We start from the raw sequence: 24782 nt of genomic DNA on the forward strand, positions 1-24782 counted from the left end.
GGTCCGGCCCCATATCGTCGGGGCCGGTTACCGGGGGGAACGATGGCCGATCTTCCAGCGAAGGCAGAACCGCGGGCGATGGTGCCGCAACCCCGGGGCGGCGCGCTCGCCTCGATGAAACAGCGCTCGGCCGAGCTTTGGGGCAGGACCCGGACTGGTCTTTCCGAAGGGCTGCAGACCGCCGGTGCCACGATCGAGAGCGTTCATCGCCGCCTCGTGCTGGTGGTCGCCGCCATGATCGCGCTGCTTGTAGCGGGCGCCCTCTTCCGCAGCTTTGGGCTGCCGCAGCTCAATTATCTGCTCATCGCGATCTTCGGTGTCGGTGCGCTCTATTCCTTTCTCAACCCAATCCATGTCGTCGGCGTGCTGCTGGTCAGCGGCGGCGTCGGCGCGGTGCGTGGGGTCGACGGCGCGCGCGATGCGCTGATCGGTTACGCGAAGCTGCTCGGCCGGGTCATCCTCGCCTTTCTGGTGCCCCTGCTGTTCTTTGCGCTCGCACCGGGCGACCGCTCGCTCGGCACCTCGCTTACCTTTCTCGTGCTGGCGCCGGTGGCGGTGCTGGTCGTCTGGCTGTTCGGCCGCGTCGCGCCGAAGGTGGAGCGGGCGGTGTTCGTCGTCATCCCGCTGGGCGCGCTGCTGCTCGCCGCCGCCAACATGCTGATCCCGCAGCATGTGCTGGCGGCCGTCGGCGTGCCTGCCTGGCTCCGAGCGGATCGGCCCCAGGACGAGGAGCTGGCGCGGCTCGAGACCCTGATCGAGAAGCGCAGGAATGAGCAGCGCGCGGCCGAACTGCGCGCGATCAGCGCGAAGATCGAGGCCGGGGAAAAACTGACGCCGGAGGACGAGGCGATCGTCGCCGCCGCCCAGGCCGACCGGGTCACGCTGACCGGCTGGATCGGCAAGAATTACGACGCGGCGCTCGCCGGGATCGGTGAACGTGTCGCGGCCCAGCGCCAGGCCGCCGCCGTGGCCAAAGCCGCGCAGGTCGTGCCGCCGCCGGGCCTGGTCCGCCTGCCGGACCGGGGCTGGTCGCTTCCGGTCGCGGTACCGCCCGGGTACAGATTGTGCCCCCTGGCCGATCGCGGCGCGCGTAGTTACCGGGCGCAATGCCAGCTGCGCGGTGCGTCAGATGGGCTGTGGTACGCTGCGGACTCGGATCGCTGCGAGCCGGCCGTCATCGACCGCGCCCGTTTCCGCAGCCGCGGCAGCGCGCAGGACGTCCGTTACCGCTTCGTGGCGCTTGCCGGCTCCTGCGCCGGTCCGGCATGATCGGCGCCGGTAAAGTGCAGTCGGGTCCGGTGCTGCAGCAGGATACGCCATAGCGGGATGGTGATCAGCGCGATCTGGCTGAAGCGCGGATCGACGAAGCACAACAGCAGCGCGCAGGTGGCGCCCAGCATCACTGACCAGCCGCGCACCCGCGTCAGCGCGACGGTCAGCGGTTCGGCGTGCTCGCTGACCACGGGCGCGGTCGTCACCATCCGGTTGAGGCGGACGTTGAGCAGCCCGCAGACGATCAGGGTCAAATCGTAGAAGACATGCGGCACCAGCGTGCCGAGATTGCCCGCCATGAAGGCCGTGGCGAAGGGCATGAAGACGATCGCACAGAGAAAGGCGAGGTTGGGTCCAAGCAGCGCGTCGCGGTAATGCGCGGCGAGGCAGAAGGCGCGGTGATGCCCGGCCCAGAAGGCGGCGATCACCCAGAAGCTGACGAAGAACCCGAAAAAGCTCGGCAACAGATGCTCGAGCGCGACGAGATAGTCGTAAGAGGTCGATTCCGGAGGGAGACGCGGGACATGAATCTCGATGATCAACAGGGTGATCGCGATCGCGAACACCGCGTCCGAGAAGAAGACGAGCCGCTCCAGCGCATGCTCGGGTCCGCTCGAATGCTTCGTCTCCATTGCTTTCCCCCAGGTCGGTGCCGCTCTTATCGGGCAAGCCCATGCTGCGGCGCAACGCCAAAAACAGGCCCGGATTGCGCACCCGCTTTCGCCATCCCATATGCGCCCCATGAGTGGAAACGACACAACGTGGCACGGCACGACAATTCTCTCCGTGCGCAAGAATGGACGCGTCGTCGTCGCCGGAGACGGCCAGGTGACGCAGGGCCAGACCGTGATGAAGCCCAATGCGAAAAAGGTCCGCCGCCTCGGTGACGGATCAGTGATCGGCGGTTTCGCCGGCGCGACGGCCGATGCCTTCACCCTGTTCGAGCGGCTGGAACGCAAGCTCGAACAGCATCACGGCCAGTTGCTGCGCGCGGCGGTCGAGCTCGCCAAGGACTGGCGTACCGACAAGTATCTGCGCAACCTGGAGGCGATGATGATCGTCGCCGACAAGGACGTGACGCTGATCCTCACCGGCAATGGCGATGTGCTCGAGCCCGAGGCCGGCGTCGCCGCGATCGGATCGGGCGGCAATTATGCCCTCGCCGCGGCGCGCGCGCTGGTCGATTATGAGGAAGATGCCGAGACGATCTGCCGCAAGGCGATGAAGATCGCGGCGGATGTCTGCGTGTACACCAACGAGCGCCTCACGGTCGAAAGCCTGGACAGCGCGACCTGATCCTTACTCCCCTCCCGCTTGCGGGAGGGGCTGGGGGAGGGCCTGTCCTCCCCCGATCCTTTCATGGCTGACAAGCCCTCCCCCGACCCCTCCCGCAAGCGGGAGGGGAGTTGAGAAGAACCCAGAAGAATGAACGAAGCACTTACCCCCAAAGCCATCGTCGCAGCCCTGGACGAGCACATCATCGGCCAGAAGGACGCCAAGAAGGCGGTCGCGGTCGCGATGCGCAATCGCTGGCGCCGCCAGCAGCTCGGCAGCGATCTGCGCGACGAGGTCACCCCCAAGAACATCCTGATGATCGGCCCGACCGGCTGCGGCAAGACCGAGATCAGCCGCCGCCTGGCCAAGCTGGCCGATGCGCCCTTCGTCAAGGTCGAGGCGACCAAGTTCACCGAGGTCGGCTATGTCGGCCGCGACGTCGAGCAGATCGCCCGCGACCTGGTCGAGGAAGCGATCCGGCTGGAAAAGGAACGCCGCCGCGTTGCGGTGAAGGACAAGGCCGAGGAAGCCGCGCTTGCGCGCCTGCTCGATGCGCTGACCGGCAAGGGCGCCAGCGAGGCGACGCGCGAGGCGTTCCGCCAGCGCTTCCGTGACGGCCATCTCGACCAGACCGAACTCGAGATCGAGCTGGAGGCCCAGGCCCAGATGCCGTTCGAGATTCCCGGCGGCGGCGCGCAGATGATCAATCTCGGCGAGATGATGGGCAAGGCCTTTGGCGGCGGCGGCCAGATGAAGCGCCGCAAGCTGACCGTGCCGGCGGCCTGGGAGAAGCTGGTCGAGGAGGAGGCCGACAAGCGGCTCGACCAGGACGAGGTCAGCCGCATCGCGCTCGCGGATGCCGAGGCGAACGGCATCGTCTTCCTGGACGAGATCGACAAGATCGCGGTCAGCGACGTGCGGGGTGGTTCGGTCAGTCGCGAAGGCGTGCAGCGTGACCTGCTGCCGCTGATCGAGGGCACGACGGTGGCCACGAAATATGGGCCGATGAAGACCGACCATATCCTGTTCATCGCGAGCGGCGCTTTCCATGTCGCCAAGCCGAGTGACCTGCTGCCCGAGCTTCAGGGGCGACTGCCGATCCGAGTCGAGTTGAAGGCGCTGACCGAGGATGATTTCGTCGCGATCCTGTCGGACACCAAGGCCTCGCTCACGCAGCAATATGTCGCGCTGATCGGCACCGAGGGCGTGACGGTCGAGTTCACCGAGGACGGTATCCGGGCGGTCGCCAAGATCGCCGCCGAAGTGAATGGCGAGATCGAGAATATCGGTGCGCGCCGGCTGCAGACGGTGATGGAGAAGCTGCTCGAGGAAGTCAGCTTCGACGCCGAGGCCCGCAAGGGCGAGACCCTGGTGGTGGACGGCGCCTATGTCGACAAGCAGCTCGCCGTGATCGCCCGCAATACCGATCTGTCGCGGTTCGTGCTCTGAGTCTCAGGGTTTCGGCTTGTCATAGGGCGTGAATTTGCCGAGCTGGCAGATCGGGCCGGGCACGACGCTGCCCGGCTCGGTCGGCCGGAACAGGTCGTTGCGGCACATCTGGCTGCCATGCGCCTCGATCACCAGGATCGAGGTCTGACGCAGCGAGGGGCAGCTCGCTTCAAGGTCGTTGCGGTAGATGTGGCGGCCGGACCGGTAGAGCAGGGTCTTGTCGTCGATGATCTGCGGCCCGCCGGCGAAGGACCGGTCGATACAGTCAACCGCGACGCCCGGCGCGCGGCCGGCGAGCGCCTTGTCGAGATCCTTGCTGCTGTCGGCGGCGGTCGCACAGGCCGCGATCGTCAGGGCGGCAAGGCCCAAAGCGAGGCGGCGGCGCATCACTTTACCTTCCTGTACGGGGTGAACTCGCCGATCGCGCAGCTGCCGGTCGGGAAGCGCGAGGTCGGATCATAGGTCTGGCCGATATCGCCGCTGCACAACCGCCCCGAGGGGCTTTTGGTGACGAGGATGTCGCCGCGGCCGATCTTCTCGCATCCGCCGCCGGTTTCGGTGCGATAGACCAGGTCGCGACCGACCTTGTAGAGGATCGTCGGGCCATACGCCTTGATCGAGGCCGATCCGGAATCGCTGATGCAGGACACCGGCTTTTGCGGGGTCAGTCCGGCCAGGTCGGCGGCCAGCCTGGCCTCGTCGCTGACCTTGGCCTGCGGCGTCGCCGACGCCGCGCACCCGCTCAGGACGACGGCAAGCAGGGGAAACAGGATACGCATGGCATGCTCCTCGATCCGACGCCCCCGTCATCGCCGATATACCCTATTCAGCCGCGAAAATCATCCTTGGCTGCACGTCTAAGACGGAGCTGTTCGGCGGATTCCGCACGCAGGAAGGGATTGGTCGCCAGCTCCCCGGCGATCGTCGTCGGCACCGTGGCCTCGCCGCGCGCCCGCGCTGCGTCGACCGCCTCCATCCGTTGACGTATCGCGTCATTGTCCGGCTCGGCGGCCAGCGCGAAACGGCCGTTCGACTGGGTATATTCATGCGCGCAATAGACGATCGTCTCGGGCGGCAGCTCGGCGAGGCGCTGCATGTTCGCGAACATCTGCGCCGCGTCACCCTCGAACAGCCGGCCGCAGCCSAKCGCGAACAGCGTGTCGCCGGTGAACACCACCGCGTCGCCCGGCAGATGGAAAATGATGTGCCCGGCGGTGTGCCCGGGCGTTTCCAGCACGGTCGCGACATGATCGCCGATCCGGACCTTGCCGCCCTCGGACAGTTCCACGTCGAGCGTCGGAATCCGCGCCGCTTCGGCGGCCGGGCCGGACACGATCGCTCCGGTCGCTTCCTTGATCGCGGCATTGCCGCCGGTATGGTCGGGGTGCCAATGCGTGTTCCAGATCTGCCCGATCTTCCAGCCGCGCCGGTCCGCCTCGGCCAGCACCGGCGCGGCCTCGGCCGGGTCGACCACCATGGTCTCGTCGGACACGGGATCGTGTACCAGCCAGATATAATTGTCGCTCAGCGCCGGAATGCGGACGATCTCGAGGTCAGTCATGCGAGGCTCCCGATAAGGGCGGCACTGCCCAGGCGGTCGGTAAGGGCAGCGGCCGAGTCGGTACGGGCGAGCGCCACGCCCTGGCCGGCCCAGAGCGGCGAATAATCGCCCCGGCCGTCGTGCTCGGCATGGCTGCGCAGCGGGGCCAGCGCCGCGCTCGAATAGGGGAAGGGCGGGGCAGCATCGCTGACCGGGCCAATCGCCTCCATCAGCTTGTTGCGCAGCCCGCGCGCGAGGCCGCCCGAGAACAGATTGGTGAAGATGCTGTCGTCGGCCGTCGCCGTCTCCATCGCGCGGCGCTGCACCGCGCTCGGCCGGGCTTCGGGCGTGCGCAGATAGGCCGTGCCGACCTGCACCGCGGCCGCGCCCAGCGCGATCGCCGCGGCGACGCCGCGCGCATCGGCGATGCCGCCCGCCGCGATCACCGGCACATGCACCGCATCGACGATCTGCGGCACCAGCGCGATCAGCCCGACCGGGCGGTGGCCCATCAGGAAATGCCCGGCATGGCCGCCCGCCTCGAACCCCTGCGCGATCACCGCGTCGCAGCCACGCTCTTCGAGGTAGCGCGCCTCGGCGACATTGGTCGCGCAGCCGAATATCAGCGCGCCGGTCGCCTTCACACGCTTGAGCAGGTCCTGATCGGGCAGGCCGAAATGAAAGCTGACGATCTCGGGCCGGACGGTGTCGACGGCCTCGGCCATCGCCGCGTCGAACGGCCGGCGCAGCGGCGGCGCGCCGGTCGGCGGTGCGACGCCTTCCGCGATATAAAAGGGTTCGAGACTCGCCCGCCACACCGTCTCGTCGGGTGGAGGCCCCATGCTGTGGCAGAAGAAGTTGAGGTTGAGCGGCCCACTTGCCGCCGCGCGCACATTGGCCGCCTGCGCGACCACGGCATCGGCATCGAGCATCGCGCAGGGCAGCGACCCGACCCCGCCCGCCGCCATCGCCGCGATCGCCAGCTCGGTCCCGGCGAAATTGGCCATCGGCGCCTGCACGATCGGCAGGCGCGCGCCGGTCATGGCCAGGAACGCGCGGACCGCCGCGCCCATCCTACCAGACGCCCGTATTGGGCATCGACGCCCAGGGCTCGGCCGGCGGCAGGTGACCGTCCTGAAGCAGCTCGACCGAGATATTGTCGGGGGTGCGCACGAACGCCATGTGGCCATCGCGCGGCGGGCGGTTGATCGTCACGCCGCCGTCCATCAGCCGCTGGCAGGTCTCGTAGATATTGTCGACGCGGTAGGCGAGATGCCCGAAATTGCGGCCGCCCGAATAGTCCTCGGGGTCCCAGTTGTGCGTCAGCTCGACCTCGGCTTTCCCCTCCTCGCCCGGCGCCGCCATGAAGATCAGGGTGAAGCGGCCCTGCTGGCTGTCCATGCGCCGCACCTCGTTCAGCCCGAGCAGGTTGAAGAAACGGATCGTCGCGTCGGGATCGGTGACGCGGATCATCGTGTGCAGATACTTCATCGGCATGCCTCCTTGGTCCCCGCGAGATAGGCGCGCAGCGCGAGGCTTGCCAGTGTCCTATTGCTTCGCCGGCGTCGTTGCCGGTGCCGCCACCGGCGTATCGAACTGCTTCAGCGCGTTGCGGGCATTGCGCGCCGCCTCGCTGTCCGGCTTGAGCTTCGCGGCCTGATTCCAGGCCGTCCTGGCCCCCGCCTCGTCGCCCAGGGCGGCGGCGATGTTGCCCGCTTCGAGCTGGACCGAGGGGTCGTCGCCGGCAAGCCGGATCGCCTCGGCGATATCCTTCTTCGCGCGCGGCATGTCGCCCGTGCGCCGCGCCAGAGTCGCCGACAATAGCCAGCCGAGCGGATCGGCCGCGGCATCGGCCAGGGCACGATCGAGATCGGTGCGCGCATCGGCCAGGTCTCCGCTCGCGACGAAGGCGCGGGCGCGGTCGAGATTGGCCTCGCCGCGCTGCATGCCCTGAAGCGTGCCCGAGGCCAGCGCGGCGTTGAGCGCGCCGCGGGCCTTCATCGCCTCGCCGCCCGCCAGCCAGGCATTGCCCGCCTGTGCCCAGTAATTCGCCGCGCGCTTGTCCCGCACGATCTCGCCGCCGCGCGCCGCGGCCTCGAACTCGGCCGCGGCCGCGGTCCAGCGCGTCTGGTTGGCATAGGCGATGCCGAGGCATTGATGCGACAGGAACCCGCCGCCATCGCGCTGCCAGCGCCCCGCCTCGTCCTCGGCCGCGCGCGGATCGCTTTCCGCGAGATCGACGCACCGGTCGAAGCGTTGCTCGACCGGATCGGGCGGGCCGGAGACCTGGCCGGGGGCGGGGGCAGCGCTTTGCGCGGCAAGCAGCAACAGGGGCAGGATCATAAGCGCTGAATCACATCCTCGACCGCCCCGATGAGCAGCGCGATATCCATATCGCGCGACAGGCGGTGGTCGCCGTCCTTGACGAGCATTGTCTGCACATCGGCTGAACGCAGCAGTTCGGCGAGATGGACGGTGCGGTGCCAGGGCACGTCGGGATCGGCCTGGCCCTGGATCAGCCGCACCGGCCCGTCGAACGGGATCGTGCCGGACATGATCCGGTTGGCCTCGCCCGACTGCCAGAAGCGCGCGGTATAGACGGTCGGCTGGTCCGAATAGATGGAGGGCCGCTCGATTCGGCCATGCTGCAGCAGCGCCAGCTTTTCGTCGGTGGTGAAGCCCCAATCAGTGAAATCCGGCGCGGGCGCGATGCCGACCAGCCCGGCCACCCGGTCCGGCCGGGCGCGCGCGGCGAGCAGCATCAGCCACCCGCCCATCGACGACCCGACCAGCACGACCGGCCCGGTGACGGCCCGGTCGATCATCTCCAGCACGTCGTCGCGCCAGCCGGCCAGCGTCTGATCCTCGAACGCGCCCTGGCTTTGTCCGCAGCCGCCATAATCGAAGCGCAGGAAGGCGCGGCCTTCCTCCTTCGCCCAGGCCTCGAGCGCGAGCGCCTTGCTGCCGGTCATGTCCGAGGCATAGCCGGGCAGGAAGACGATCGCCGGGCCCGCGCCCTCGGTCAGGTGATAGGCGAGGGCGGGGCGGACGGAGATTGGCGCGGGATCAGTCATGAGGCCCCTTATACCGACTGCCTTGCGCCGTGGAGGGAAAGTCTTGGTCGGGGCATAGCGCCGGCACTGAAATCGTTGAATCGAGCACCGGCCCTGTCGGACCCATCGTTGCCGCGGGGAGATATGGGACACCAGCATGTCCCATATCTTTTTCCCGGGTATTTAATATTATCGTTATATATCAGTATGTTGTCGATAAGGGGCGACGACACGTTCCGGCCGACGGCTTCAGAACCGGAACCCGCTCGCCCCTTTCCGATCCGGATCCGCCGGGCAGGTCGATCGCAGGCTCGCTTGTTCCTGCGGCGTCAGGATCGGCGTCATTTCGCGTCGGCAAAGGCCTTGAGCGCGTCGGCAAAGGCGGCCGGCTGGTCGAGCATCACGAAATGCGCCGCGTCGCCGACATCGACATAGGTCATGTTGGGCGCGGCGGCATAGGCGCCCTTGTAGAGCATGTCCGCCATCGGCTTGGTTGCGGCGGTGCGCCACGGATAGACGAGCGTGATCGGCGTCCTGATGCCGGCCAGATCGGGCCGGAGATCAGTCGTCAGATCCTCATACATCGCCTGACCAGAGACGCGCGGATCGGCAGCCATCACCCAGGCCTTCACCTTCGCGCGGGACTCGGGCTTGAGCGACAGCTGGTTGGCGATCGCCTCGGCCGGGGCCGGGTCGGCCGGCTTGCCCCAGGTCGCCGTCATCTGGTCGCGCATTGCCTTGCCCTGCGGCTCGATCATCGCGACCGTCGCGGTCGGGCCGAACAACATGCCGTAAAAGGGCAGGGCGTCGACCACCATCAGCCGCGACAGATGGTCGGGATGCGCCTTGGCGAACATCAGCCCGACCAGCCCGCCGAGCGAATGGCCGACCACCGCTGCGTCCTTGATCTTGTGGCTGGTCATATAGGCGTCGAGTTCCGCGACCACCCCGTCGAGAATGCCCGGCTTCAGGTTCGCGCCCGGCGCGTCGCCGCCGAAGCCATTGATCTGCACCACATGGACCCGATGCGTCTTCGCCAGGTCGGGCACCACGCCGTCCCACACCGCGCGCGGGCTGGACAGGCCGGGGATCAGGAAGATCGCGGGGCCGGTGCCGGTCGCCTCGATCGAGATATGGTCCATCGTCGCGGCCGGCGCGGCGACCATGGCCGCCTGGGCCGGCGCGGCATGGGCCGGGAAGACGTTGAGCAACAGCAGCGGCAGGGCGATGGTCGCGATCAGGCGGCCCCGATTGGACCGAGTCATTTTGGCGGGGGTCATTGCATGGTCTCCTTGGATGGGCTGGTGAAAATGTCTTCGATCGAGAGCTCGAACAGCTCGGCGATCCTGAAGGCGAGAGGGAGCGAGGGGTCGTAGCGGCCGGTCTCGATCGCGTTGACGCTCTGGCGCGAGACGTCGAGCCGGTCGGCGAGATCGCCCTGGCTCCAGTCGCGTTCGGCGCGGAGCACCTTGAGGCGGTTCTTCATGCCTGGCCTCCGCGGTGGACGAGCAACACGCCGGCGGCCGCGCCGGCCGCAAGGCCGATGATGGCCCAGAGAAGCGCACCGGGGGCGCTGGTCCTCCGGATCAGAAGCGGCGTCGCGCAGACCAGGACGACATAGAGGAGGATGACAGGCCCGAAACGGCGCAGATAGCTGCCCACCCCGGGGTCGACGCGATCGCGGGTCATGCCTCACCTCCCGCTGCCTGGAGCTTGTTGACGCAGGCGCCGATGCCCAGCCCGGCGAACCACAGGATCACCGCATAATAGGCATAGACATGCGGCACGAGGCCGAAATTCTCGAGAAACCCCCAGGCGGTGGAAATGCTGAGCGCGAAGCCGGTCGCGATCAGTGCCTGGCGCACCATCATGTCGCGCAGATATTCGTCGGTCTCTTCGGTCAGATACCGCCCGATAACGACCAGCATGCCGATGATCGGCAACGCGGGCAGGATGGCGACGATCCAGGCGACCGGGCCGCTGAGCAGCTGGTGCTTGAAGCCATAGACCGCGCCGATCAGCGCCGCCGCGTAGATCAGGCTCAGAATGATGACCCGGCGATTATACCGCCCGATCGCTTTGCTTTTGGTCATGAGTAAAGCTCCCTTTCGAATCAGTAAGGGAAGCTTTACAGTCAAGGTCGCTTGTCTGTCAAGCGGGGTTGTCAATTTGCGTGGTGAGGTTGTCAGGCGGGGGCGGGAGATTTGCGGAAGAGGAGGAACGTTACTTATGCGCAGCTGGTCGAATAGCTGGCCGCTATCGGCGTACTGGACTCAGAGCCGAACATCAGGAACAAGCTTGCCCGGGTAAATTTACAGCGGTGTTCTTGATCCAGTGTCCGGAGGCAATCGGGGCGGAAAATTTGCGTCTGTAGAAGCGATATTCCCAGCGGTTGGGATCGTCGCGGCTATAGTGCTTGCTTGGTTGCTAGGGGGATTGGACGGCGCCGAACGCCAGCGCCATTACGATGCCCCCCGACAATATGAGGCCGCTGCTAAGCAGAGCGCGGAGCGTGCTTGTGTCGGTCGAGAGCCTTCGGCTGTTTTCGAGTGTGTGAGCGAGTATGTAGAATCCGCCGCACAAGCTGCCCACGACGAACAAGATTTGCGCGCACAACAACGCGCCGCCGATAGCGCGCTGTTCGCGGCGATCTTTGCGGGCGTTACGCTGCTCGTCTCGATACTGGGTGTCGTTTACGTCAAGCGAACCTTGGAAGCCACGCTGGATGCCGTGGAGGACACTGGCCGGGCCACCAATGAGATGGTCAAGGCGAACGAAATCGCGGAGGGTTCCGCGCGGCGTCAGCTCCGCGCTTATATAACGGTAGAGCCCGGCGGTGTGAACGTCCCGGAAGGAGGGCATGTCCGAGTGCCCTTGCTCATCAAAAACACCGGCCAAACTCCAGCTTACACCGTGATGACGTTCTCCAGATTCGCCTTGGTTCCCGATCCCATCGACTTCAATCCAGCCGATGTCGGCCGAGGGCTCTTTGGCCAATCGGATGATGCCACGGTGGGGCCTGGTGTCGAGCGATACATCTACCCATATGCCAGAGAGGATTTTCTGGCTCCCCATATGCCAGCGCTGGCAGAAAAGACCCTTGCTCTCGTCCACTTTGGGCGGGTCGTTTACACGGACGCCTTTGACATAGTTAGGGAGACAGGCTTCGCCTTCTATCATTGGGGCGAGGTTCTGGGGCCAGACGAGGCCAAACGTTGTCGGTCCGGCAACGGCTCCAACTAGCCCCATCAAGGCCGCAAAAGAAATAGACACGCTCAACGCTCCTTATGGAGCGACATGCATCGCAAATGATGGCGGTTGAATCGAAGGCAGCGGCCTTTGAAACTACCTTGGTACATTTGCTACACAATGCCGGAGATTGGCCTGGGGAACGGCGGCCTCACCCCGAATATCGCTCCGCCATGTATCGCCCCGGCGACGTGCCGAGCGCCTTGCGGAACATGGTGACGAAGCTGGGCACGCTCTCATAGCCAAGGTCGCCGGCGACCTGCTGGATCGACGCGCCGCCGGCCAGCCATTTCACCGCCAGCACGACGCTGAGTTGCTGGCGCCAGCGGCCGAAGCTCATGCCCGTCTCCCGGCTGATCAGCCGCACCAGGGTTCGTTCGCTCATGCCCGCGCGCTGCGCCCAACTGTCCAACGTGCCCCGGTCCGCCGGGGACGCCATCATCGCATCGACGATCCCGCGCAGGCGCCGGTCGGTCGGCATCGGCAGGTGAAGATCCTCGACCGGCGCCGCCGCGAGCTCGTCGAGCAGGACCGCCACCAGCCGCGCCGTCGCGCCGCCTTCCTCGTAGAAATAGGGCAGGTGCGCGGCGCGGGTCAGAAGCTCGCGGAGCAGCGGTGTCACGGAGACCGCACAGCAGGTGTCGGGCAGGCCCGTGCCCGCGTCGGGATCGACAAAGGCGTTATAGCCTTCGAGCACGCGGGTCGCCCTGATGGCGTGCAACGCATTACCCGGTATCCAGATCGCGCTGCGGGGCGGCACGATCCACAGCCCGCCGTCCACCTCGCAACTGAGCGCGCCGCGCTGCACGTACAGCATCTGGCCTTTCCGGTGGCGATGAGGCTCGAGCTCGAATCCCCCGACGTCCGACATCATCGCGCCGAAGGCCACGATCGGGCGGGGCACGTCGTCGGGATCGACCCATTCGAAATCCTGCAGCTCGTTCAGGATCGGCACGACGGCGCACCGGGCAAATGGGAGTGCGTGGCGAGATCGAATAACATTCTGTCCAGCCTTCGTAATGACGCCAAATCCGGTTCCCGGTAATCGATCCGCATGCGCCCGTCGAGGCCGGCGGCGCCCCCGGAATCGAAAAAAGGACATGTCGTGGACACATTGAGCAGCCCTCGCGTCGCGGCGCTTCTGGGCAATTTGCATCGGGATGCCGAAGCGGCGGATCGCGCACACGCGGAAGCGATGCGGGCCGCCATCGACGCGCCGGGCGCGTCGATCGAGCAGCTGGTCGCCGATCTTCTCGCCAGCGAAAGGGATTATCGAACGACCTATCGCAACTATGCCGACAATTTCCTCGCCGTCTCGCCGGACTATGGGCGCTTTCTCTATGCGACCGCGCGCGCCTGCAGGGCGAGGCGGATCGTGGAGTTCGGCACGTCGATGGGTATCTCGACGCTCTATCTTGCCGCCGCGCTTCGCGACAATGGCGGCGGGCATCTGATCGGCAGCGAGATGGAGCCGGCCAAGGTGGCGCGGGCACGCGCCCATCTCGACGCGGCCGGCCTGGGCGATCTGGTCGATATCCGCGCGGGCGACGCGCTAGAGACGCTGCGGGACGTCGGCGGCGATGTCGACCTGTTGCTGGTCGACGGCGCCTTCTCGCTCTACCTGCCCGTGCTCAAGCTGATCGAGCCCCGGCTGAGGGCCGGCGCGGTGATCCTCGGGGAAAACGCGTTCGAGCCGGGATATCGGGATTATGTCCGCGATCCGGCGAACGGCTATATCTCGCTGGCGCTGCCGGACGAAGGTCGCGGCAATGAATTCACGGTGAAGCTGTCATGATGCTGGCGGCGGACTCGCCCGAACGCCCCGGCACCAGGGAGCCGGGGAGGATCGGCAAGGCGTTGATGCGCCTGCTGATGAAGCGCGCGACGGTGGTCGCGAGCGAGCGGCTGGCCGACCGGTTCTGGCTGATCACGCTCGAAGGCCCCGCGCTCGAGGGTGTCGCCTGGGCGCCGGGGCAAAAGGTCCAGATCGCGATGGGCTCGGCCTTCCTTGCCCGAACCTATACGCCGATCGAATGGAATGCCGCGACCGGGCGGACCTGCCTGCTCGGCTATGCGCATGGGGACGGCCCGGGAAGCGCCTGGGTCCGGGCGGCCAGCCCTGGCGATTCATGCGATATCTTCGGCCCGCGCGCTTCGCTCGACCTGCGGCGCCTGGCCGGTCCGCTCGCCATCATCGGTGACGAGACCTCGATCGGGCTCGCTTACGCGGCGACTCATCGGGAGGGTGCGCGATCCGTCGCCTGCCTGTTCGAAGTCGACGATGTGGAGGGGGCCGGACAGGTCGCGTCGCAGCTCGGCCTGCATGATGCCGCGTTCTTCGCGCGAAAGCCGGATGACGCCCATTGGGCGGAGATGGAGGCGGCGCTCCCGGCGCTGGTCGCAGCCGGCGCGTCGTTCGTGCTGACCGGAAAGGCCGGCACGATCCAACGGCTGCGACAGGGCCTGAGACAGCAGGCGATCCCGGCGGCGCGCCTCCTGACCAAGGCCTATTGGGCGCCCGGCAAGACCGGCCTGGACTGAGCGTGGAACTGACGTGCGTTGATGAATAGTTGAATGGCGGGTCTGTAACGGATCGACCTTCAGATTCAGGACACTGGCGATCGCGGTCCTGACAGCGCTCGTTCGTCCGCCGGTTATGGCCAAGCCCGCGCCGGGCGGCTAGGCGGACCGGCAGTCAGAACAATGCGTGCCCGAAACGCCATTTCGGGAAGGTCGGAGACGGATGAGCGGGTCAGGGAAGCGTTGGTACGGAAACAAGCTGGTCATGGGCCTCGCGCTTGCCCTCATCCTGGGTGGGGCCGCGATGCTGGGCATCACCTGGTCGCGGCTGTTGCCCGGCAAACACGCGCGGACGGTCTCTCACGTGCTGTCGATCGACATCCCGCCGCCCGAAATGCCGTCGAAGGTCGATTATAGCCACCTGGAAAAACGCATAGCCGGCCTCATGCAGGAGCCCGACATGGTCGRCCTGGCCGTCGGCACGGTCGAGCATGGGCGGGTGCGGTTCCTGCGGGGCTATGGCGAGACGGTCGCGGGCTCGGGCAATCCCGTTACGCCCGACACCGTGTTCCGCTGGGCGTCGCTTTCCAAGGCCGTGGCGTCCGCGCTCGTCACCAAGCTGGCGGAAGACGGCAAGCTGTCGCTCGACGCGCCGCTGGCGTCGATGGGCACGACACTCACGCTTCCCGGCGATTCCCGGGCGGTGACGGTCGCCGACGTCCTGTCGCACCGGGTCGGTCTCGTCCGCAACGCATGGGACGAGCGGCTGGAGGCCGGGGAGGATCCGAAGGCGCTGCGCGCGGCACTCGGCACGCTGCCGCCCTTTTGTCCGCCCGGCACCTGTTATGCGTATCAGAACATCGCCTATGACACGGCGAGCGAGATCGTCGAGCATGTGACGGGCCGCGACTATGCCAGCGTCGCGCGCGCAAGGCTGTTCGAACCGCTCGGCATGACTCATGCGAGCATCGGGCGTGCCGGCCTGGAAGGCGCGGCGAGCTGGGCGCATCCGCACCATCGGAACAAGATCCCGGCCACCGTGACCGACATTTATTATCGCGTGCCGGCGGCGGGCGGGGTCAACTCGTCGATCCGCGATCTCGCGCAGTGGATGCGCGCGCAGATGGGCGAGGCGCCGACGATCTTGTCGCCGCGCGCGCTCGAGACGATGCACCGCGCCAGGGTGCCGACCCCGCCGCATGGCCCGCGCGGCCCGATGGATCGCGCCCTGGGGAATGCCGCTTATGGGCTGGGCTGGCGCAGCTTCACGTACGCCGGACATGCCCTGGTCGGGCATCGCGGGTCGGTCGACGGCTATGGCTCGCTCATCCTGTTCGATCCCGCCGAAAGAAGCGGCATCGTGATGCTGTGGAACAGCAGCGGGGGCCAGGCGGCGCGGCTTCAGCTCGAATTCTTCGACATGCTGTACGGCCTGCCGGCGCACGACTGGCTCGAGCTGGCGGCGCCGAAGCCGGGGGTGAAAACCCCGGGCGCCGCGCCGCGATAAAGCGGGGCCCGTCGCGCGGGCGGTGCATGCCGCGTCGGAAAGGGTCTCAGCCCGGCCTGTTGCCCATCATCTCGCCGAGGCGCACGGGCCGTTCGGGTGCCCAGTCCCGGTTGAAGGCGATGGAGCCGCGACGGAACAGCATCACGATCGTCGAGCCAAGCAGGAAGCGGCCCATTTCCTCGCCCTTTTTCAGCAGGATGTCCTGGCCGTCATAGGTCCAGTCGGACATCTTGCCGGTGCGTGTCGCATTGACCACGCCGTGCCAGACGGTGGCCATGCTGCCGACGATGGTCGCGCCGACCAGGACCATGACGAACGGGCCGTGTTCGGGCGAGTCGAACACGCACACCACGCGCTCGTTGCGCGCGAACAGGTTGGGCACGCCGCGCGCCGTGGTCGGGTTGACCGAGAAAAGCGCGCCCGGCACGTGGATCATCCGGGTCAGCCTGCCGTCACAGGGCATGTGCAGGCGGTGATAATCCCGTGGCGACAGGTACAGATTGGCAAAGCTGCCATGGCGAAACCGGGCCGCCAGGTCGCTGTCGCCGCCGAGCAGATCAATGGTGGTGAAGCGATGCCCCTTCGCCTGAAGCATGTGATGGTCGTCGATCGCGCCGAACTGGCTGATCGCGCCGTCCACCGGGCAGGTGAAATCGGCCTCGGCCAGGGGCCGGGCGCCTGGCTTGAGCGGGCGGGTGAAGAAGGCGTTGAAGCTGGCATAGCTGGCGATGTCCGGATTCGCGGCCTCGCTCATGTCCACGCCGTACCGCCGGACGAACCAGCGGATCAGCGGGAGCGTCATCGCGCTTCCCTCCGCCCCCGCAACATGACCGGCGAAGCGGGTCAGGCGTTGTTTCGGCAGCAGGTGCTGAAGCAGGATCTTGAGGCGGTCGGACATGGTCAGGCTCGAATGAGGGACGTTGCGGGTCAGCGTTACCCTGCGCCTCATGCGCGGATGCCGTCCGACTGGCGGAAGTGATGGTCGGCTGTCCGGTGGCTCTCCGACGATATTCGGTGGAAAGCAAGGCGGCCCGTCCAGGTGGGGCGACCGCATTTGAGGGGAAAGGCGCGGAAGAAGGGGTTCGCGCGGAGGCGCGGAGGCGCGGAGATTCTGTCTTGGGGATCATCGCGTGCCTGTTGCCATTACAGACCGGTGGGTCGTCGCAAACGACCCGTGGCGCCGATCATCTCCGCGCCTCCGCGCCTCCGCGCGATATCATTACCGTGTCGCGGACGGACCAATCTTTGATGTCGATCCGACCTCAACTCCGCGTCTTCGCGTGAACCAGCTTTTCTTTTCGCCGGGCCAGATGCGAGAACACGGCGCTCTCAGATGCGATCGCCCCGCCGTCAGGGGAAGCGGCCAGCACCCGCATTTTCCGGCATCCGTGACCGGCAATCGCGAATACTGGCCGGACCTCGACGTCAGAATTTGAAGGCGGCGCTTACCCCCCATTCGCGCGGCCGCCCATAGCTCGCCTCGGCCAGGCCGAACGCGCCGGAGACGTTTCCGGAGACCAGGTACAAGGTGTCGGTCAGGTTCGTGCCGAACACCGCGAGCGTGATGGCGCGGCCCGGCAGCGCGTAGCTGAGCCGGGCGTTGAGCAGCCCATAGCCGTCGTCAGTGATGATCGGCGAATTGGCGACATCGTGATAGATGCGGCTGTACATGGTGTAGTCGATGCGCAGCCCGGCCTCGCTCCCGTCCGAAAACTCGTGGCTGAGATCAAGACCCGTGGTGACGGTCCATTCCGGCGCCTTGACGAAGTGGCTGGCGAGCGTGATCGGCAGGATCTGGGTCGGGCCGAGGCCCTGGCCGATCGAGGTGTATTTGGCATCGAGATAGCCGACCCCGGCGTTGAAGGTGAGCCATTTCGCCGGGCGCATCACCGTCTCGAATTCGGCGCCGTTGATTTCGCCCGCCGCCGCGTTCGCGACGAAGTTGGTCGGCGTCTGGTTCACCGTGAGCTGGATGTCCTTGTAGATCGAATGGAACGCCGCGATGTTGGTGGTCAGCCGGCCATCGAGCCATTGTGCCTTCAGCCCGGCCTCCCAGGTGGTCAGCTCCTCGGGCGCATATTGCGTGACTTCGGCATCACTCACCAGCGGTCGACCGTTGAAGCCGCCCTGCTTGAAGCCCTTCGAATAGGAGGCGTAGAGCAGCACGTCGTCGGCCGCCTTGTAGTTGATGCCGAAGCGCGGCGTGAACTTCTCGAAGGTCGCTTCCTTGGTCACGTTGGTGAACTGCACCAGGTCGCGCTGGCGCACGTTGATCGAGGTGAATTCCTTCTTGTCGCTGGTGTAGCGCCCGCCGACCGTCACGCTCAGTCTCGGCACGATCTCGAAATCGATCTGGCCGTACGCGGCAAGGCTGCGGTTGTTGGTGTAGTTCCGGATGAACACGGCGGGCGTGAAAGGCGGCGGGGCGGCCGGCGCCTGGAGCCCGATCGCCAAATCGGCGGTCGCGATGTCGGATGCCTTTTCCTTGAAGTAGAAGCCGCCCAGCACATAGCTCAGGCGCCCGTCGAGCGCCTTGCCGGTCAGCTGCAGCTCCTGGCTGAGCTGCCACTGCCTGTCGCGGTTGGTGGTCTGGCGGAAGACGAACGGCGTGTTGTCGCCGTCGCGCGTGAAATAGGCCTTCATGTGGCGATAGGCCGTGATCGACTTCAGCGTCGCGTCGCCGATATCGTAGGAGACGATGCCCTGGACGCCCCACAGGTCGAGATCATTGTCGTTGGGCCCGCCGGCATAGGTTTCGAACGGGCTCGCCGTGATGAAGCTCGGGTTGAGGGTCTTCGCGCCGTTCGGGGCGACGATGCCCCGGCTGGGCGCGACATAGGTGTTGTAGTTGGCGAGGAAGGGGATGCCGGTGATGCCGGGCGCGTTGCCGACCGCGAGCAGATCGGACGGGGCCGATGTCTCCCGGGCCCGGGTATAGTCGGCGCCGATATCGATCGTCAGGCCGCTTCCCTCGGGCTGGATGCGCAGCTTGGCGCGGATCATCTGCGCCGAGCGGTCGCCCTGGGTGTCGCCGTCGACCAGCCGCTTCACATAGCCGTCGCGGTTGAGCGTGGCGCCGGAGAGCCTGAGGCCGACCACGCCCGGCACGACCGGCACGTTCACCGCGCCCTTGACGTCGATCCGGTCGAAGCGCCCATAGGTCGCCTCGATTCGTCCCGACGTCTTGTCGACATTTGGCGAGGCAGTGTTGATCAGCACCGCGCCGCCGATCGTGTTCTTGCCGAACAGGGTGCCCTGCGGCCCGCGCAGCACCTGCACGCTGTCGATGTCGACCGCATCCATCACGCCGCCGATCGAGCGCGCATAATAGACATCGTCGACATAGAAGCCGACGCCGGGGTCGCTGAAGATCGCGAAGTCGTTCTGGCCGACGCCGCGCACGAAGACCGTGGCGTTGTAGTTGCCGCCCGACAGGGCGGCGGCGCCGTCGAAGCGGATGTTCGGGGTGAACTTGGCCACTTCGTCGAGGGTCGCGACATTGCGCTCGGCCAGCGCGGCGGCGCCGAACGCAGTGACCGCGACGGGAACGTCCTGGAGGCGCTCCGAGGTGCGCCGGGCCGTGACGAGGATGTCGTTCCCGTCGATCGGCACGTCCTGTTCGGCACTGGCCGCGCTGCCCGACGGATCGTCGGTCGGACCAGTATTCTGCGCATGCGCCGCGCCGCTCGCCAGCATCGCCGCGACCGCGATGCCGCTCGAAAGAAGACCCCTCATTTCACCCTCCTCAATAACGCTCTCTTGCTCGATGGCAGGCGTGGTTCGACTGAACTATGTGCTTGGCGGAGCTTGAGCAGCAGGCGCCTGAGCTCGGCCCGTTCGTCCCCGGTGAGCGGCGCGAAGAACCATTCTTCGTGATCCGCGGTCAGCTGGACGACTTCGGCGCGCAGCTGGTGGCCCATCTCGGTCAGGTGGAGCGCGTTGCTGCGCCGGTCGCGCCCGGGCCGTCGCTCGACCACGCCGATCGCGACAAGATTGTTCACCGCGGCCATCGTGCTGGCGCGATTGATGCCGAGGACATTGCCCAGCTCGGTCTGATCGCAGCCGGGGTGCAGGCCGATATAGGCCAGCGCGGTCGCGCGGCCGGGAGGAACGCCGAGCTTGGACATCTCGTCCTGCAGCGCTTCCATCGAAAGCATGTCGACGCGGCGGAGCTGATAGCCCGTCCGATCGGCGATCTCGCCAAGGCGAGCGTCGTCATTCTTCATCGATTCTCCCCTTCTGCCACTCGCGAGCAGTTATGAGAAGAATGTACGTCAGCCATACAGTTATGGCAACTAGCAATTAGAACGGAGACCCGAGCAAGTTTTCGGGCCATGATTTACTCGAGGGTCCGCTCGGCGCCCGGCCGCAGGCAGGTCTCAATAGGACAGGCTGAGCGTCGCGCGCACGGTCCGGCCGAATTCCGGCCGGGCGAGGAAATAGCTGCCCATGCCGTTCACGTCGAAGGAGCCCGCGCGCGGATTGCCTTCGGTCAGGCCGAGCGTGTTGGTGAGGTTGGTGACATGGAGCGCGACGCTCAGCCGCTTCGTCAGCGTCGCGTTTGCGTCCAGGTTGATCAGCGAGAAGGACGGCAGGCGCTGCGAATTGGCGATGTCGGCAAAGCGCGCGGAATGATGCACGACGTCGGCGTCGAGGCGCAGCCTGCCATGGAACAGTGTCAGGCTCGGCGTGGCGCGCAGCGACAGCTCCGGCACGCGGATCAGCTGGTTGCCGGTGACGTTGCGCGTGACCGGCTGGCCATAGACCAGCTCGACATAGCTGAAATTGCGGTAGCGCGGGTCCTGCAGCGTCGCCTGCACGTCCAGCTTCAGCGGCCCGACCAGATCGGCATGCCCGGCCAGTTCCAGGCCGATGGTCGAGGTATCGGCGATCGAGGTGCGATCGACATAGCTGTTGGTGTTGGGATCGAAGCGATGATCGGTAAAGGGCAGTCGCGCGAAGTGGGTGCGGAACGCGACCGCCGACAGGTTCCAGTGCCGATGGCGCAGGGTCAGCCCGGCCTCCGCCATGGTGATCGGCACGACGGCTTCGTCGGTGCGGTTCGGCGCTGCGTTGAACTCGCTTGCGCTGGGCAGCCGGGCGATGCGCGTCACGCGCAGGAACATGCCCGTGCTCGGCACCGGGTTGAAATTGACGCCCGCCGTCCAGCTGAGGCCGGAGAAACGGCGGCGGATCGGCTCGAACACACCAGTGCCGGTCAGCACCGCATCGTCCGCCAGCGTGGTCGGATCGCCCAGATCGACCGGCGTCGAATCCTCGACCCTGCCGCCGATCCGGACCTGCTCCCACCGTCCGCCCAGGTCGATCCGCCAGTGCGGCGCCACTTTCCACTCGTCGGCGAGATAAAGCGCGACGTTGGAGGTGCGCAGCGTGACGGCGTCGAACAGCGATCCGTAGCGCGTGAATCCGTTATCCGTCAGCGCGCCGAGGTCCCGCCCGCTCGGGTCGACCGCCACCATATCGAGCCGCCGCGCCTGGCCGCGCACGTCGAGCAGCACGGTGCCCATCGTCCGGTCGAAGTCGAGTCTGGCGTCGTCATAGGTCAGACCCAAAGCGAGGTCGTGATGGCCCCAGCGATCGATGCTGCGCGTCAGCCGGGCGTCGCCAACCCATTCCCGCATCGGCATCCAGACCGACAGCAGGTTGGCGCCGACCACCAGTCCATTGCCATTGCTGCCGGGCAGGAACGGCGCGCCGGTATCGGCGTAGCGGATCCGCGCGGCGGCAGTGCCGGGAAAGGCCGAGACCAGTTGCGGAAGGACGCCGGAGATATAGTCCGTGCCCGCCATCGGCCGGCCGACCGGGAACAGCCCGTTGCGCAAGGTGCTGCCCGTGCGCAGCCGCGCCTTGACCTCGAGCGCGCCCCGGTCGCCGAGCGCGAGCCGGCTCGTCATGGTATAGACGGTGATCCGGCTGTGCGTGCCCTGCGACAGGTCGAAATCGCGCGGGCCGGCGGCGGTCCGGATCGGCACATGCAGATTGTCCGGGCCGGCCAGCGTGTCGGTCAACGGGTCGAAGCCTGGAATGCCGCGGACCTGGCCCGTGCTGTCAAACCGGAGCGGCACGGGCAGATAGAGGATGACGCGGTCGTCGAGCCGCTTCACGTTGAACGACAGCCGGGCATGGCCGTCGTCATAATCGATCCCCGCGCGGATCTGCCCGCCGCGATCGGCGGGATAGCCGGGATCGCGCAAACCGTCGTCGCGGCGGTAGAAGCCGCCGATCGAGACGCCCAGGTTCGGGGCGATCCGCGTCCCGGCGAATCCGTCGATCCGCGCATAGCCGGCGCTGCCGCCGGTCGCCGACAGGGCATAGCCGGCGTCGCGCAGCCCGGTGCGGGTGACGAAATTGATGCTGCCGCCCGGCGCGTTGGGCGTGAAGATCGCGGAAGGGCCGCCGCGCACTGCCTCGACCCGCTCGACGGTCGAATCGATGCGATAGATCTGGTCGGTGTTCAGATAGCCGAGCCCGCCGTCATATTGCACCGGCAGGCCATCCTCGAGCAGCGCAACCGAGGAATAGCCGTCGGTCGGAATGCCGCGCGACCGGACATTGTTGCTGGCTTCGCCCCCGGTCGATTCGACCCAGAAGCCGGGGATCTGCTTGAACAGGTCGGCGGTCGACAGCGGACCCTTGCGCGCGAGCGTGGCGGCGTCGATCTGCGTGACTGCATAGCTCAGCTCGGTGTCGGCGAGCGGCGCTTCGGCGGCGCGGCCGGTCACCACGATATCGCCCTGCTCGGGCGGTGGGGGCGGCGCGGGTGCCGGTCTCGGCACGGGAGTCCGCCGGACCGTCCGAGCCGGCGCAGGCGCCCGGCGCAAGGTCACCACGCGGTCGCTGAAGCGCGCGATTTCGAGCCCGCTGTCGCGCAGCAGCCGGTCGAGCGCCACGCGCACCGGCATCTCGCCGCGCAGCCCCGCGCCGCGCCGCGTGGCGGCCGCCTCATAGGGATAGAGCAGCTGGACTCCGGCCTGGCGCGCGAACCGGTCCAGCGCGTCGGCGAGGTTCTGCGCCGGAATGTCGAACCGGGCCGATCGCTCCGCCGGCGCCGCGTGCACCGGTGCCGCGAGCATCACCGCCGCGCCGCACAGCATGGCACCGGCCATGCGCAGGGCATGGCCAGCCACTGGCCCGAGAAAAAAGCCTATGCCGCGGATCGGACGCATGAGTCTCCAGTGGCGTCCCTGCGCGACAGCTTCGTGTCACCGCGCGACGAAGCGTCGGGTCAGCCCTTTCGGCGGAACAGCAGGATCCGGCCGTCCTGCCGGCGATGGTCGATGGCGAAGCTCTCGTGCAGCGCCGTCAGGAAGCTGTCGGGATCGTCGATCAGGAACTCGCCGCCAAGCCGGGTCCGGGCGAGACCTGTGTCCTGCAGTACGATCTTGTCGGGCAGATAGCGGTTGAATTCGGCGACCGCCCGATCGAGCGCCATGCCGTTGAACACGATCCGGCCATTCTGCCAGGCAGTGGCGGCCGCGATCGCGTCGGGCGACCATGGTGCGACGCGCGCCGCGCCGCCATCGACCGTCAGCGCGGTGCCGGCATGGATCGTCTCGGCGAGCGTGCCGCGATAGACTGCGGCGGCCCGGCCCTCCAGCACCAGCAGCTCGCCGCCATCCGGCGCGACCCGGAGGTTGAACCTGCCGCCGCTCAGCCGCGCATCGATCGGGTCGCTGTACACGCGCAACGGTTTCGCTGCCTGGCGGACGAGCAGGGCGGCCTCGCCGCGCTCGATCCACAACTCATGCTCGTCGGCAAAGCGCCAGGCGACGCGCGTATCGGTGTTGAGCGTCGCATGGCTGCCATCGGGCAGGCGGATCGTCTTGCGCTCGCCGACATTGGTCGAGGCATAGGCCCGGCGCGGCCAGGCGAGCAACGCGCCCGCGCCGCCAACGCCCAGCGCGGCAAGCAGGCCGCCGGTCACCGCCCGACGCGAGAAGGTCCGCGGCATCGCCTGCTCCGGGTCGGCCTCAGGCGGGGGATTGGGCTCAGCCGGCGCATCGAGCATCGCGGACAGACGCGGATCGGCGGTTCGCCGCCACGTCGCGGCGACCTGCGCAAAGGCCGCGGCGTGCCGAGGGTCTGCATCGCGCCAGGCATTGAACGCCTGTTCGTCCGCGGTGCCGCCATCAAGCGCCACCAGCCAGTCGATCGCTTGCTCGCTCAGCTCCGCTCCAGCCTTTCCGTGATCTCCCATGCAGTTGCTTGCTCCGTCTTCGCCTGTTCTTCTTGCCGATTCAGCGTGCGCGTCAACAGGCGAAGGGCCTTGATGAGATGTGTCTCCACCGTTGAGACGGAGATGTTCATTCTTTCCGCTACTTGGGCCGGCGGCAAGCCCTCAATTCTTCTGAGGACCATTGCCTCGCGCATGCGCGGCGGCATGTCCTGCAGCACCTTGACGACATGGCGCAGCTCGGACCGGTCCATCGCCACCACGTCCGGGGTCGGCTCCTGGTCGGGGATTTCCAGTGCATGCAGCACCGCGCCCCGGTCGATCCGGACCACGTCTGCCCGGCGGAAACGCTCGATCGCCAGGTTGCGGACGATCCGCATAGTAAAGGCGTGCGGGTTGGCGATGCCGGCCCAGTCGTCAAGCGCGAACAGCCGCGCATAGGCTTCCTGTACCAGCTCCTCCGCTTCTTCCAGCTGGCGGACCAGGCTCATCGCATAGCGGCGCGTCTGCTGGTGGTGGATGAAGACGCGGTCGGCGAACCAGATGTCGATGTCACGCAGCCAGGCCATGTTTCGCGCCCCATCGCAGTATCGGATGAGCGGCGCCTAGTGTGTGCATATGACAGATGGTTGACAGTGCGCGGCGCCTGAGCCGCCGAGCCCCGCCTTCGCCCTTGGCGAAAAAATTTTTTCGACCGGCGATAGCGGAAACCGCTCCCCGCCC

At 67.0% G+C, this 24782-nt stretch carries 26 protein-coding genes; 7 read left to right on the forward strand and 19 right to left on the reverse strand.

Annotation, left to right across the window (positions count from 1 at the left end; genetic code table 11):
• The first annotated feature begins 42 nt into the window (after positions 1-42).
• On the forward strand, positions 43-1269 hold the full coding sequence (locus AC1DX5_RS14900) for a hypothetical protein (RefSeq protein WP_478016204.1): 1227 nt from the start codon (positions 43-45) through the stop codon (positions 1267-1269).
• Here AC1DX5_RS14900 and AC1DX5_RS14905 read toward each other — a convergent pair.
• Positions 1224-1904: a TMEM175 family protein gene (locus tag AC1DX5_RS14905; RefSeq protein ID WP_478016205.1), complete on the reverse strand. Its 681-nt coding sequence runs from the start codon at positions 1902-1904 to the stop codon at positions 1224-1226. The two genes, AC1DX5_RS14900 and AC1DX5_RS14905, sit on opposite strands and share 46 nt — an antisense overlap.
• Before the next feature lie 109 nt (positions 1905-2013).
• On the opposite strand from AC1DX5_RS14905, the gene hslV reads away from it, so the two are divergent.
• Together hslV and hslU are read left to right on the forward strand one after the other, a co-directional pair.
• Positions 2014-2568: an ATP-dependent protease subunit HslV gene (gene hslV, locus AC1DX5_RS14910; protein WP_465174459.1), complete on the forward strand. Its 555-nt coding sequence runs from the start codon at positions 2014-2016 to the stop codon at positions 2566-2568.
• 129 nt (positions 2569-2697) lie between these two features.
• Positions 2698-3996 (forward strand): ATP-dependent protease ATPase subunit HslU, encoded by a 1299-nt coding sequence (hslU, locus tag AC1DX5_RS14915; RefSeq protein WP_478016206.1) that lies wholly within the window; start codon positions 2698-2700, stop codon positions 3994-3996.
• 3 nt (positions 3997-3999) lie between these two features.
• Here hslU and AC1DX5_RS14920 read toward each other — a convergent pair whose 3' ends face one another.
• The 11 genes from AC1DX5_RS14920 to AC1DX5_RS14970 all read right to left on the reverse strand — a co-directional run bounded on the left by AC1DX5_RS14920 (position 4000) and on the right by AC1DX5_RS14970 (position 10682).
• On the reverse strand, positions 4000-4383 hold the full coding sequence (locus tag AC1DX5_RS14920; RefSeq protein ID WP_478016304.1) for a hypothetical protein: 384 nt from the start codon (positions 4381-4383) through the stop codon (positions 4000-4002).
• Positions 4383-4775: a hypothetical protein gene (locus AC1DX5_RS14925; protein WP_465170171.1), complete on the reverse strand. Its 393-nt coding sequence runs from the start codon at positions 4773-4775 to the stop codon at positions 4383-4385. The genes AC1DX5_RS14920 and AC1DX5_RS14925 overlap by 1 nt, the downstream gene beginning before the upstream one ends.
• 47 nt (positions 4776-4822) lie before the next feature.
• Positions 4823-5557 (reverse strand): hydroxyacylglutathione hydrolase, encoded by a 735-nt coding sequence (gloB, locus tag AC1DX5_RS14930; RefSeq protein WP_478016207.1) that lies wholly within the window; start codon positions 5555-5557, stop codon positions 4823-4825.
• Positions 5554-6609 (reverse strand): NAD(P)H-dependent flavin oxidoreductase, encoded by a 1056-nt coding sequence (locus AC1DX5_RS14935; RefSeq protein WP_478016208.1) that lies wholly within the window; start codon positions 6607-6609, stop codon positions 5554-5556. Before AC1DX5_RS14935 ends, gloB begins: the two co-directional genes overlap by 4 nt.
• Before the next feature lies 1 nt (position 6610).
• A complete protein-coding gene (locus tag AC1DX5_RS14940; RefSeq protein ID WP_478016209.1) occupies positions 6611-7027 on the reverse strand; it encodes a VOC family protein in 417 nt (138 codons plus the stop codon).
• Positions 7028-7084: 57 nt separating this feature from the next.
• Positions 7085-7879: a tetratricopeptide repeat protein gene (locus AC1DX5_RS14945; RefSeq protein ID WP_478016210.1), complete on the reverse strand. Its 795-nt coding sequence runs from the start codon at positions 7877-7879 to the stop codon at positions 7085-7087.
• Positions 7876-8610: an alpha/beta hydrolase gene (locus AC1DX5_RS14950; RefSeq protein WP_478016211.1), complete on the reverse strand. Its 735-nt coding sequence runs from the start codon at positions 8608-8610 to the stop codon at positions 7876-7878. The genes AC1DX5_RS14945 and AC1DX5_RS14950 overlap by 4 nt, the downstream gene beginning before the upstream one ends.
• Before the next feature lie 320 nt (positions 8611-8930).
• Positions 8931-9869, reverse strand: a complete 939-nt coding sequence (locus tag AC1DX5_RS14955; protein WP_478016212.1) for an alpha/beta fold hydrolase — start codon at positions 9867-9869, stop codon at positions 8931-8933.
• The gene (locus tag AC1DX5_RS14960) at positions 9866-10075 is read right to left on the reverse strand and encodes a helix-turn-helix transcriptional regulator (protein ID WP_465174452.1); all 210 of its coding nucleotides are present in this window, start codon (positions 10073-10075) and stop codon (positions 9866-9868) included. Before AC1DX5_RS14960 ends, AC1DX5_RS14955 begins: the two co-directional genes overlap by 4 nt.
• Complete coding sequence (locus AC1DX5_RS14965) at positions 10072-10278, reverse strand: hypothetical protein (RefSeq protein WP_465174451.1); 207 nt, start codon at positions 10276-10278, stop codon at positions 10072-10074. Before AC1DX5_RS14965 ends, AC1DX5_RS14960 begins: the two co-directional genes overlap by 4 nt.
• A complete protein-coding gene (locus AC1DX5_RS14970; protein WP_478016213.1) occupies positions 10275-10682 on the reverse strand; it encodes a hypothetical protein in 408 nt (135 codons plus the stop codon). The genes AC1DX5_RS14965 and AC1DX5_RS14970 overlap by 4 nt, the downstream gene beginning before the upstream one ends.
• A gap of 460 nt (positions 10683-11142) precedes the next feature.
• Between AC1DX5_RS14970 and AC1DX5_RS14975 the strand changes: the two genes are divergently transcribed.
• Entirely contained in the window at positions 11143-11832 is a 690-nt protein-coding gene (locus tag AC1DX5_RS14975) for a hypothetical protein (protein ID WP_478016214.1), read from the forward strand.
• Between the two features lie 157 nt (positions 11833-11989).
• Here AC1DX5_RS14975 and AC1DX5_RS14980 read toward each other — a convergent pair whose 3' ends face one another.
• Entirely contained in the window at positions 11990-12793 is an 804-nt protein-coding gene (locus AC1DX5_RS14980; protein ID WP_478016215.1) for an AraC family transcriptional regulator, read from the reverse strand.
• A 240-nt stretch (positions 12794-13033) separates the two neighbouring features.
• Between AC1DX5_RS14980 and AC1DX5_RS14985 the strand changes: the two genes are divergently transcribed.
• From AC1DX5_RS14985 to AC1DX5_RS14995, 3 genes are all read left to right on the forward strand, one after another.
• Complete coding sequence (locus tag AC1DX5_RS14985) at positions 13034-13633, forward strand: O-methyltransferase (RefSeq protein WP_478016216.1); 600 nt, start codon at positions 13034-13036, stop codon at positions 13631-13633.
• Positions 13630-14379 (forward strand): siderophore-interacting protein, encoded by a 750-nt coding sequence (locus AC1DX5_RS14990; protein ID WP_478016217.1) that lies wholly within the window; start codon positions 13630-13632, stop codon positions 14377-14379. Before AC1DX5_RS14985 ends, AC1DX5_RS14990 begins: the two co-directional genes overlap by 4 nt.
• A gap of 202 nt (positions 14380-14581) precedes the next feature.
• A complete protein-coding gene (locus AC1DX5_RS14995; protein ID WP_478016218.1) occupies positions 14582-15865 on the forward strand; it encodes a serine hydrolase domain-containing protein in 1284 nt (427 codons plus the stop codon).
• Between the two features lie 46 nt (positions 15866-15911).
• Here the strand turns inward: AC1DX5_RS14995 and asd are convergent, their stop codons facing one another.
• The 6 genes from asd to AC1DX5_RS15025 all read right to left on the reverse strand — a co-directional run bounded on the left by asd (position 15912) and on the right by AC1DX5_RS15025 (position 24628).
• Positions 15912-16814: an archaetidylserine decarboxylase gene (gene asd / locus AC1DX5_RS15000; protein ID WP_478016219.1), complete on the reverse strand. Its 903-nt coding sequence runs from the start codon at positions 16812-16814 to the stop codon at positions 15912-15914.
• Positions 16815-17290: 476 nt separating this feature from the next.
• The gene (locus AC1DX5_RS15005) at positions 17291-19600 is read right to left on the reverse strand and encodes a TonB-dependent receptor (protein WP_478016220.1); all 2310 of its coding nucleotides are present in this window, start codon (positions 19598-19600) and stop codon (positions 17291-17293) included.
• A complete protein-coding gene (locus AC1DX5_RS15010) occupies positions 19597-20091 on the reverse strand; it encodes a MarR family winged helix-turn-helix transcriptional regulator (RefSeq protein WP_465170154.1) in 495 nt (164 codons plus the stop codon). The genes AC1DX5_RS15005 and AC1DX5_RS15010 overlap by 4 nt, the downstream gene beginning before the upstream one ends.
• A gap of 153 nt (positions 20092-20244) precedes the next feature.
• A complete protein-coding gene (locus AC1DX5_RS15015; RefSeq protein ID WP_478016221.1) occupies positions 20245-23052 on the reverse strand; it encodes a TonB-dependent receptor in 2808 nt (935 codons plus the stop codon).
• 59 nt (positions 23053-23111) lie between these two features.
• Positions 23112-24083: a FecR family protein gene (locus AC1DX5_RS15020; protein WP_478016222.1), complete on the reverse strand. Its 972-nt coding sequence runs from the start codon at positions 24081-24083 to the stop codon at positions 23112-23114.
• The gene (locus AC1DX5_RS15025; protein WP_478016223.1) at positions 24050-24628 is read right to left on the reverse strand and encodes an RNA polymerase sigma factor; all 579 of its coding nucleotides are present in this window, start codon (positions 24626-24628) and stop codon (positions 24050-24052) included. Before AC1DX5_RS15025 ends, AC1DX5_RS15020 begins: the two co-directional genes overlap by 34 nt.
• Between the last annotated feature and the right edge of the window lie 154 nt (positions 24629-24782).

It is taken from the genome of Sphingomonas sp. P2_B6, assembly GCF_056404755.1.

What these genes read in the sequence shown, in the direction of transcription:
- AC1DX5_RS15025 (WP_478016223.1), bottom strand. Translation starts at nt 24,628, where the DNA reads ATGGCCTGGCTGCGTGACATCGACATCTGGTTCGCCGACCGCGTCTTC.
- AC1DX5_RS14950 (WP_478016211.1), bottom strand. Translation starts at nt 8,610, where the DNA reads ATGACTGATCCCGCGCCAATCTCCGTCCGCCCCGCCCTCGCCTATCAC.
- AC1DX5_RS14940 (WP_478016209.1), bottom strand. Translation starts at nt 7,027, where the DNA reads ATGAAGTATCTGCACACGATGATCCGCGTCACCGATCCCGACGCGACG.
- AC1DX5_RS15020 (WP_478016222.1), bottom strand. Translation starts at nt 24,083, where the DNA reads ATGGGAGATCACGGAAAGGCTGGAGCGGAGCTGAGCGAGCAAGCGATC.
- AC1DX5_RS14900 (WP_478016204.1), top strand. Translation starts at nt 43, where the DNA reads ATGGCCGATCTTCCAGCGAAGGCAGAACCGCGGGCGATGGTGCCGCAA.
- AC1DX5_RS14905 (WP_478016205.1), bottom strand. Translation starts at nt 1,904, where the DNA reads ATGGAGACGAAGCATTCGAGCGGACCCGAGCATGCGCTGGAGCGGCTC.
- AC1DX5_RS15015 (WP_478016221.1), bottom strand. Translation starts at nt 23,052, where the DNA reads ATGCGTCCGATCCGCGGCATAGGCTTTTTTCTCGGGCCAGTGGCTGGC.
- AC1DX5_RS14955 (WP_478016212.1), bottom strand. Translation starts at nt 9,869, where the DNA reads ATGACCCCCGCCAAAATGACTCGGTCCAATCGGGGCCGCCTGATCGCG.
- AC1DX5_RS15005 (WP_478016220.1), bottom strand. Translation starts at nt 19,600, where the DNA reads ATGAGGGGTCTTCTTTCGAGCGGCATCGCGGTCGCGGCGATGCTGGCG.
- AC1DX5_RS14935 (WP_478016208.1), bottom strand. Translation starts at nt 6,609, where the DNA reads ATGGGCGCGGCGGTCCGCGCGTTCCTGGCCATGACCGGCGCGCGCCTG.
- AC1DX5_RS14985 (WP_478016216.1), top strand. Translation starts at nt 13,034, where the DNA reads ATGCGGGCCGCCATCGACGCGCCGGGCGCGTCGATCGAGCAGCTGGTC.
- AC1DX5_RS14965 (WP_465174451.1), bottom strand. Translation starts at nt 10,278, where the DNA reads ATGACCCGCGATCGCGTCGACCCCGGGGTGGGCAGCTATCTGCGCCGT.
- AC1DX5_RS14960 (WP_465174452.1), bottom strand. Translation starts at nt 10,075, where the DNA reads ATGAAGAACCGCCTCAAGGTGCTCCGCGCCGAACGCGACTGGAGCCAG.
- AC1DX5_RS14925 (WP_465170171.1), bottom strand. Translation starts at nt 4,775, where the DNA reads ATGCGTATCCTGTTTCCCCTGCTTGCCGTCGTCCTGAGCGGGTGCGCG.
- asd (WP_478016219.1), bottom strand. Translation starts at nt 16,814, where the DNA reads ATGAGGCGCAGGGTAACGCTGACCCGCAACGTCCCTCATTCGAGCCTG.
- hslV (WP_465174459.1), top strand. Translation starts at nt 2,014, where the DNA reads ATGAGTGGAAACGACACAACGTGGCACGGCACGACAATTCTCTCCGTG.
- AC1DX5_RS14945 (WP_478016210.1), bottom strand. Translation starts at nt 7,879, where the DNA reads ATGATCCTGCCCCTGTTGCTGCTTGCCGCGCAAAGCGCTGCCCCCGCC.
- hslU (WP_478016206.1), top strand. Translation starts at nt 2,698, where the DNA reads ATGAACGAAGCACTTACCCCCAAAGCCATCGTCGCAGCCCTGGACGAG.
- AC1DX5_RS14990 (WP_478016217.1), top strand. Translation starts at nt 13,630, where the DNA reads ATGATGCTGGCGGCGGACTCGCCCGAACGCCCCGGCACCAGGGAGCCG.
- AC1DX5_RS14920 (WP_478016304.1), bottom strand. Translation starts at nt 4,383, where the DNA reads ATGCGCCGCCGCCTCGCTTTGGGCCTTGCCGCCCTGACGATCGCGGCC.
- AC1DX5_RS14970 (WP_478016213.1), bottom strand. Translation starts at nt 10,682, where the DNA reads ATGACCAAAAGCAAAGCGATCGGGCGGTATAATCGCCGGGTCATCATT.
- AC1DX5_RS15010 (WP_465170154.1), bottom strand. Translation starts at nt 20,091, where the DNA reads ATGAAGAATGACGACGCTCGCCTTGGCGAGATCGCCGATCGGACGGGC.